This window comes from Sessilibacter sp. MAH1 (assembly GCF_054658315.1).
Map to the genome: position 1 here is coordinate 158,543 of NZ_BAAGIC010000012.1, position 8,914 is coordinate 167,456.

Below are 8,914 nucleotides of genomic sequence, written 5' to 3' on the forward strand. Positions count from 1 at the left end.
GAAAGCTGGGCAATTGCTTTCAATCTCGATGAATTGTTGTGCTAGCTCTTATAAACTTGACCAACCGGACAAGCTTTTAGATCTACAGCTTGGGACCAATCCCAGAGCATTGTATTGCGTGTTCGAATGTTCTTTAGTAGTTTGATGGTAAGACTCTTCTTTCAATCAGTTACCGTATAACGTTTTGAAAGCAGAGCCTTTCAATTCAAAGCAGCAATACACTCCTAAATTTGTCGATTTAATCACTCGGAGCTTAATCTCTGTTCACCCTCATAGTTGTGAATCGTTGTGCTATACGGTTCGTTTAAGGATTATTTATGTTTGTTAGCAGTACATTAAAATCACCCAAGAAACGATTGTCTCTAGCGCTGTCAGTGAGTACTGCTGCACTACTAATTTCGGGTTGTACCGTGACCATTGAACCCGACGGCAAACCTGTTGTTTATTCTGAGCTCAACTCTGTGGAGCCGGAAAAGTTCGTCCGTGACTTTCAACGCGACCTATTAGAAATCAACAAAGAAGTTGAAGCCGCCCAGTGGGTAAGAGCCACTTACATTACCGACGACACGGGCTTTTTGGCAGCAAAAGCCAACGAAAAATATTTGGAGTTTTTGGGGAAAGCCGTTGATAAAGCCAAGCGCTACGACAACGTGCAAATGGACCCAACCACTCGCCGCGCCATCGATCTCATTTTGCTTTCTACACCCATGCCAAGCCCGGACAACAAAAAAGAGCGTGCCGAGCTTTCGCAGATTGCAACGGATTTAGAAGGTATCTACGGTGCAGGTAAAGCCTGTGATGCCGACGGTAAAAACTGTCGCGACCTTGAAGAATTAGAGAAAGTACTGGCCACCTCGAGAGATTACCAAGAGCAACTGCAAGCGTGGAGTGACTGGCGAACCATCTCTGTTCCCATGCGACCCAAGTACGAGCGATTCGTAGAGCTTGCCAACAAAGGAGCTCGCGATTACGGCTTCAAAAACCTAGCAGACATGTGGAAATCTGGCTACGACATGCCAGTCGCCGATTTCGAGCAAGAAGTCGAACGCCTTTGGGGTCAAGTCGAACCACTTTACGAGCAACTGCATTGTTATGTTCGCTCTGAGCTTTCGGATTTTTACGGTGAAGACAAGGTTGCTCTCGACGAGCCAATTCCCGCGCACCTACTCGGGAATATGTGGGCACAAACTTGGGGCAACATATATCCCATCGTAGAACCCTATGAAGGTGTAGCATCACTCGACATTACCGAGAGCCTTAAGGCACAGAATTACACCCCGGTTAAGATGACCGAAACCGCTGAGAATTTCTTTACCTCTCTTGGCCTACCCGAGTTACCAGAAAACTTCTGGAAACATTCCCTGTTAGAAAAACCACGTGATCGAGACGTTGTTTGTCACGCTAGCGCATGGGATATGGGCAACGGTGAAGATCCAAGAATCAAACAATGTATTGAGCCTACCGAAGAGCATCTGAGCACCATTCATCACGAGCTTGGCCACATCTATTACTATTTGATGTACAAAGATCAACAACCGCTCTTTAAAACAGGCGCACACGATGGTTTCCACGAAGCTATTGGCGACACTATTGTTCTTTCAATGACGCCTGCGTATCTCAATCAAATTGGCTTAATCGACGAACCAACTAAAAGTTACGAAGCAACCATTAACGAGCAAATGAAGGCAGCACTCGACAAAATTGCTTTCTTGCCATTTGGTAAGCTTATCGACCAATGGCGTTGGGAAGTATTTTCGGGCGAAGTTGCTCCTGAAAATTACAACCAAGCTTGGTGGGAGTTGCGCGAAAAATATCAAGGTATTAAACCCGCGGTAGAACGCAGCGAGTCTGATTTTGACCCAGGCGCCAAATACCATATTCCTGGCAATACACCTTACACTCGATACTTCTTATCGTTTGTCATTCAATTTCAATTCTACAAATCTCTTTGTGAAACAGCAGGTCATGAAGGCCCACTAAATGAGTGCTCATTCTACGGTAACAAGGCGGCGGGAGAAAAGCTTGGTAACATGCTCGCACTCGGTGCTAGCCAACCTTGGCAAGACGCTATGGAACAACTCACTGGCACTCGTGAGATGGACGCATCGGCAATGGTGGAATACTTCCAACCATTATTGACGTGGCTGGAAAAAGAAAATCGCGGTAAATCCTGTGGTTGGAAATAATCAACAAGCACCAAATAAAGTCACACAAAGCACCAATTAAATACACAAAAGCTTAACCGGTTAGAAACTGGTTAAGCTTAGAACAAAATACTTGAGTTTTTTTAGCCGTTGCTAAGGTTTTTTGAATACTGAAATTACGCAACGTCGAGCAAGAAGGACTTTTTTAAGCGCACAGCAAAAAAGCGCTAAACTATTGATGTATATCAATTTTTAAGCTTCTAAGCAGTTAATAAAGTATAAAAATAATAGGCTTGGGCTTACGTTTTATAGCTATTTGGAAGCAAAGGGATTCGTGCTTATGAGGTTTGTGCGGATATAACGATAAACAGGCCCATCAGTGGCATAGAACTTGTTTTAATCAGACTATGACAACCAAGAGTTCCCTAAAATTCCATCAATCTGAATCTCACGAGGATTTTTCTGTGCTGGATACTAACGCACCCCTAGAACAGGTATTTACCGATCACGCACAAGGGCTTGTAAGGTTCTTGTATCGTAAAGTTAAAAACTGGGAAGATGCCGAAGACATAGCGCAAAATGCGTTTATTCGAATCCAGCGTCTTACAGAAAGTGGAGAGCTAGAAAACCCGAAAGCCTATCTTTATCAAACTGCCTCTAACTTGGCGATCGACAAAATCCGCCGAGAAAAGCTTCATACCAACTACATCCAGTCAGAAACTGCTGATCCTGCATTTGGTGTGGCCTCCGGGGAGTCAGATGCATACTGCCCAGAAAGACAACTAAGAGCACGTGAGCAACTGAGACGCGTTGAAGACGCATTACTTCAATTACCAATTAAATGCAGACAAGCGTTTATGTTGCACCGATTGCGTAATATGTCTTATAACGACATTGCTAGTGAAATGAATGTTTCTGTGTCTTCCGTAGAAAAATACATACTGCAAGCACTGAAACACTGCCGCAAAACGCTAAAAGATTGAATTTTAGCGGTTTTCGTAGTTAGTCAGCACTTAAAGCTTATTATCCTCTCTATTTCAAACCCAATGATTGTTTTTAAATCGTTGGGTTTTTTTCATTTAAGGCCCTCATGCAACTTTTGAGGCTTAAACCTTCTAGCTCGTTTCAACATCTAAATGCACCATATAACAATGTTTTGTGCCAATTACGCAGTAATAAGCGCAACTTGCGCTCACTGCGTTAGCGTTTATTTATATGAAAACATTTATTCAAAATTCACAAAAAAAATATTCGATAACTCATTTATTAAGCACTTCGAACATTTTTTGGCTAAAATTAAGTCATATTTACTAAAATTAATAAGATCGTAAAACTTAAGCGATTAACTCTAACTTAGCTGCACTAAGTTATTGCTTTATAATTTCACCGATATTGTACAAAAGCAGGCAACCGAAATAGTGAATACAGACCCTGACCTTTACGAACAAGCACTAGATACCGCCTCGGAGTGGTTGGTGCGCTTGCGTTCAGAAAATGTCAGTGAACAAGATAAAATCGCATTCTCAACTTGGTTAAACACAAGCCCTAGTCACATTCATGCCTTTGATGAAATTACTGATTTATGGCGGTTAACCGGCCAAATAGACGATGAGCTGCTGGCCAGTATCGAGCAAGCCAAACCGAAAGTTGAATCATACTCAAGTCATTATCAATGCTCAGATGGTTCAATTTTCAAGCGTCTATCCATTTGGGCAACGGGATTAGCGCTAGTTTGTTTGTGCGCGGTTGTGAGTGTGAATTGGTACCAGTCTCAAACGCTAAATCCGAGTGTTGAATACCAAACTCAGGCCGGAGATCTTTTAGAAGTTAATTTGCCAGACGGTTCTATTGTTCATCTTAATACTCGCTCTAAAATAATCGTCACCTTTACGGCCAAACAAAGACTTGTTCAGCTAGTCGATGGCGAAGCGTACTTTGAGGTTGCTAAAGACCCACAAAGACCTTTTGTTGTTGAAACTACTCGAGGAACCGTGACAGCAGTCGGCACAGCTTTTAATGTTTACAAACAAAAGTCTTCAGACACTGTGACTGTTACGGAAGGCATTGTGCGTGTTAAACAACACAAAGGCGCAACGACTCCTTACCCAGAAAGCAAATTTGTCAGCGCCAATCAAGAAGTAAAACTGAACTCAAATGGCTTAAGAGAAGCTGATGCGGCCCTGATGAAACGCTCGGTGGAATGGCTAACGCAGACCATTACGTTTCAAAATACGCCTCTGGGTGAGGCTATCGAAGAAATTAATCGCTACCTGGATACTCCGGTGTATTTTTCTCAAGCAAAACTAGCCGCCCTTCATGTATCAGGCACCTTTGCTACGGCTACACCGACCAGTACTTTGACCGCAATTCTTGAGAGCTTTAATCTAGCAGTGACAGAGAGTGGTGAGATCTACCAATAATCTCACCCTGCTGCGTACTCTCTAGCGACTCATTTAATAATTAGCTATATCTCTCAACCCTTAAGAAGCTACTCTCCTGTTAATCCTCTCTTTTTATTACACAGAACTTAACAATTTTTGAACAGTTTTGTGTAAACGCCACTTCTCATCAGTACACATCTTGCTTATTGTGTAAGTAGGCTATATAAAAAGCCTCAAAATTAAGCAGTCAGATAAACATTTATGCGTATGTCTAATCATCGATGAAACGCATCCTTCATGTAACTTACTGTTTTGATTACAGAAATATTCGGAACTAGGAATGGCAAAGGCTCCTAAACTCAGCAAACAAACTAAGGTTTTTAACCTTGGATTTGCTGCACGCTGCCCTGTTTTTGCCAAACAACCGGATAAAGCTGTCGAAGTCGGCACAAAAACCCAATTCAGTATAAATTTAAAGCTTATACTCGCAACAATACTCATGCTAGGCGCTGCGTTTGTTACTAGCATCTGCCGAGCGAATATCGATCAAAAAAAGTTGCTATCCCTTCCCGCTCAAGAGTTATCTACCAGCCTTAGAGACCTAGGAATTGTCTTTAATTTAAGCATTATCTATCCCGCAAACGCTCTAAAGGGCTTATCTGCTGAACCTTTAAACGGGCAATACTCCCCCAGAGAAGCGGTGGAGAAACTACTCATCAATACCCGTTTCAGTTCAAAAATCATCAATAATCAGGTGGTGGCAATTGTCCCAAGAACGTCGGAACTGAGTCCGCAAGAGCAGGAATACATACAACCGACCTTTTATGAAGAGGTGACGGTTTACGACAAGCCCATTCTGGGCTCACGTATCGGTGAACATAATTTTAATGCCTCAGCGCCTGTTACGGTGATTACAGCGCCAGAGCTTCGAGCAACCGGCGCTCAAACTCTTATAGAGTTTCTAAAATTCAATCCCGCCGTTGCCGGTAATTCCACCAGCACAACCGTCTCCAACGGCGGCGATGGCTCCGCTACCGTAACGCTTCGAGGACTGCCCGCAAATAATACTCTGGTGCTAATTAACGGCCATCGCGTTGCATTCAATGGCTTGGCCGGCGACTCCGTAGATTTAAATACGATTTCGCCTAATGCGATTGAACGAGTCGAAATTCTTACCGATGGCGCCTCTGCATTGTACGGATCGGACGCGATAGCCGGTGTGGTCAACATCGTGTTACGGGACGAATTTGAAGGCGTACAAGTAGAACAATATTATGGAGAAAGTAGTCGAAGTGACCTAGAGACAACCACAACCAGCCTACTTGCGGGAAGAAAGTGGGGCAATTTAAGTCTTCTTGTCGCGGCTTCCACTTACGAGCAAGAAGGATTGTTTAGCAGAGAAAGAGACTTCTCTGCTACTGCCGATGCAAGAAGCCAAGGTGGTATCGACCTAAGATCGAGCTCTACCCCCAATGCTCGGATTCGCCTTAATAACGACCAAGTAGTTACATTTAATGAATCTGGGGTGTCTTTGGCTAACAATGGCAACGTAAATGACGTTATTCAAGTAGACGACTCAGGTGATTTCAGAGAGGCAACTGATGAAGATCTATTCGACTTCAACCAATTTACGTCCTCCACATCTCCGTCTGAACGAGACAATATTTATTTTGCTGGAAAGTACGACATCGATGAATTTACTCAGATAAAAGCTAATGCCTCCTACGCCAACACAAAAGCCACCATCACTCTCGCTCCCCTGCCCTTATTTTCATCTTTCGAAAACCCACCAATAACGGTCTCAGCCGGGAATATTTTTAATCCTTTCAACCAAGAAATCACCGATATTCGAAGAAGATTTACCGAGCTTGGTAGCAGAGAGCAAATTAATGAATCCGATGTCTACCGCTATTCTTTCGGAATCAATGGCGCTAATGAGCTTTTCGACTGGTCACTCAATACCTTTTGGACTAGAACTGCCTCTACGCAGACGCGTACCGGCTTAGTTGATGCTGAGCGCCTAGCCAGAGCGGTAGGACCTACCGACCAATGCCTGGGAATAGACAGAGACGGCTGTGTGCCGGTAGACCTTTTTGGCCCGGCTGGCTCAATCACACAAGATCAACTCGATTATATTGGGCTCCAAGAGCGCTCACGCGGCACCAGCGACTTGAGAGGTATTAATACCGAACTGCAAGGCAGCACATCGATATTTCCTGCTGGAACCAGCCGTTATGCGATTGGATTTGAATGGCGCTACGAACGAACTCGCCTTGCAGTAGACAGCACCAACGATTCAACAGAATACGTAGGTGGGAACGAAACCCAAAGTGTTAATGGCAAAAGAACGATAGGTGAAGGCTATTTCGAATGGCACATTCCTGTTCTTGCCAACGGCCCACTCGTTGATTCTGTTGACTTAGAACTAGCAGCAAGACTTTCAAGATACTCCGACTTTGGGTACAACTCCTCCCCTAAATTAGGTATCAAGGTTAGGCCCAATCAAAACGTGCTGTTGCGTTCAACTTTTGGTCGAGGATTCAGAGCGCCCAGTATTAGTGAACAACGGATTGAAGGTTTCCAATCACAATCGTTTTTGGTAGACCCTTGTTCCATCGCAGAGAACGTAGGTGTGTTACCGGGCTGTAATCAATTAAGCGACGCCACACGCAATCAATTTCAAACGACCTTCGTGAGCGACAACAATTTAAAACCAGAAAAGTCAGAAAATATTACTTTGGGGTTTGTTTTAACGCCCGAAGCATTCCCCGGATGGAGATTCAGTTTTGACTGGTTTCGAATCGACCAGAAAGATATCATCGATACCAACCCTCAGGCGTTGGTAGATTTAAACGCAACGACAAACGAATTCCAGGATTTAATCATTCGCGACGAGCGAGGTAATATCTCAGAAATTATTACCCCTGCGGTTAACTTAGGTACACGAACCGTAGTTGGCCTTGATATATCGTGGCGCTACATTGTCGAAACCGAAAAATACGGCGCCTTTGCTTTAAATGGTAATGCCGTCAATCTAAGAAAGTATCGCCAACAACAAAGCAGTAATAACGAACCTGAAGACCTCGCCGGAATATTTACAGACTCATCCTCACAGGGAACCGGAGCCCTGCCCGAATGGAAAGCCAGCACTAACCTAGAATGGACCAAAAACCATTGGCAAATAAACTACGGAATTAATTTCATCGACTCAATGACAGAAACCATTCCTAGAACCGATAGCACACGCAAAATAAACTCCTGGCTTACACACAATGCTCAAGCCTCTTATAAATTCAAAAACCCATCAGGACTCACCGCATCATTGGGCGTAGAAAACATATTTGATAAAGAACCCCCCTTCGTCGCCTCAGCTCTTACCGATAACTTTGACGGTTTTGCCTACAACCCCAAACAACGCTTTTTTTATAGTCGAATAACCTACTTCTTTTAATAATGAATAAAAACTCTTACTTAGAAACTCTCCTTGAGGTATCAAACTTAGAAAATAAAAAGAAAATAGCTGATGCCGAAAAAATTTTAGAAAAACTTCTTAATGAACACTATCAAAATTGGCTAGTATTACTTTTTTGTGGATATAACAAATTCTTAGCTAAGAAACTGGATGAGGCGCTTATATTTTTCTTCAGTGCCTCTGAGCTTAATGAGGCTGTCTACACATTGTGGAACGACTCAAGGTACGACATGCGTATTCGAATGCGCTCTCGAGAGTGCTCCATAGCACTCAGAAATCATTTCACGAATTTACACAGCAACTGCGTGAGAGAGTTCACTGATTCTAATAGAATACTAAATTCAATTTGGACTCGCACACACAACCAGAAATATAAGTTTCCTAATGAAACCAGACGACCACAGCTGTTCTACATACCAGACCTTTCAGATGACACATTCTTCGACCCAAAAACCTTCAACTGGTATGACTCATACCAGAGTATAAAAGACTCTCTGCAGGAGGAATATCAGTCAATTAAACCCCTGTTACAAGAGATGCAACATCCGTATTTAGACAAAAATTTTTATGCGCCTTCAGGGCTCGAGAACCTTACAGGGTCTTCTGACTGGTCCTCCGTTGACTTGTATAAACAAGGTTTTAAAAATAAAGATTTATGCAACAACTTACGCCAGACGTTCAATTTTTTGGATTCAGTTCCTACTTACAACCTTAAGAATGGACCCGAAGAAATTTTTTTATCGAGACTGAAGGGAAATTCAAGCATACCCATTCATTATGGTGAATCTAACCATTCTTTGACAGTGCATATTCCATTAGAGGTTCATCCACAATCCGGTATTGTAGTGGTTTAATAATCTCGTACCAGCTTGTAGGGTAAACTGCCCCAAACAAAGGAACCTACAAATGGCCTATAA

At 43.1% G+C, this 8,914-nt stretch carries 5 protein-coding genes; all 5 read left to right on the forward strand.

Annotation, left to right across the window (positions count from 1 at the left end; all coding sequences use genetic code 11):
* The first annotated feature begins 317 nt into the window (after nt 1-317).
* Entirely contained in the window at nt 318-2,186 is a 1,869-nt protein-coding gene (locus tag ACYQ28_RS13175; protein WP_460050485.1) for a M2 family metallopeptidase, read from the forward strand.
* Nucleotides 2,187-2,608: 422 nt separating this feature from the next.
* Entirely contained in the window at nt 2,609-3,127 is a 519-nt protein-coding gene (locus tag ACYQ28_RS13180; protein WP_460050487.1) for an RNA polymerase sigma factor, read from the forward strand.
* Nucleotides 3,128-3,562: 435 nt separating this feature from the next.
* A complete protein-coding gene (locus ACYQ28_RS13185; protein WP_460050489.1) occupies nt 3,563-4,564 on the forward strand; it encodes a FecR family protein in 1,002 nt (333 codons plus the stop codon).
* Nucleotides 4,565-4,865: 301 nt separating this feature from the next.
* Nucleotides 4,866-7,976 carry a TonB-dependent receptor gene (locus ACYQ28_RS13190; RefSeq protein ID WP_460050491.1) on the forward strand — a complete coding sequence of 1,037 codons (3,111 nt, stop codon included), beginning with the start codon at nt 4,866-4,868 and terminating at the stop codon, nt 7,974-7,976.
* 2 nt (nt 7,977-7,978) lie between these two features.
* Nucleotides 7,979-8,851 carry an aspartyl/asparaginyl beta-hydroxylase domain-containing protein gene (locus tag ACYQ28_RS13195; RefSeq protein ID WP_460050493.1) on the forward strand — a complete coding sequence of 291 codons (873 nt, stop codon included), beginning with the start codon at nt 7,979-7,981 and terminating at the stop codon, nt 8,849-8,851.
* The last annotated feature ends 63 nt before the right edge of the window (nt 8,852-8,914 follow it).

Coding starts and splice junctions, on each gene's coding strand:
- ACYQ28_RS13175 (WP_460050485.1), top strand. CDS start 318: ATGTTTGTTAGCAGTACATTAAAATCACCCAAGAAACGATTGTCTCTA.
- ACYQ28_RS13190 (WP_460050491.1), top strand. CDS start 4,866: ATGGCAAAGGCTCCTAAACTCAGCAAACAAACTAAGGTTTTTAACCTT.
- ACYQ28_RS13195 (WP_460050493.1), top strand. CDS start 7,979: ATGAATAAAAACTCTTACTTAGAAACTCTCCTTGAGGTATCAAACTTA.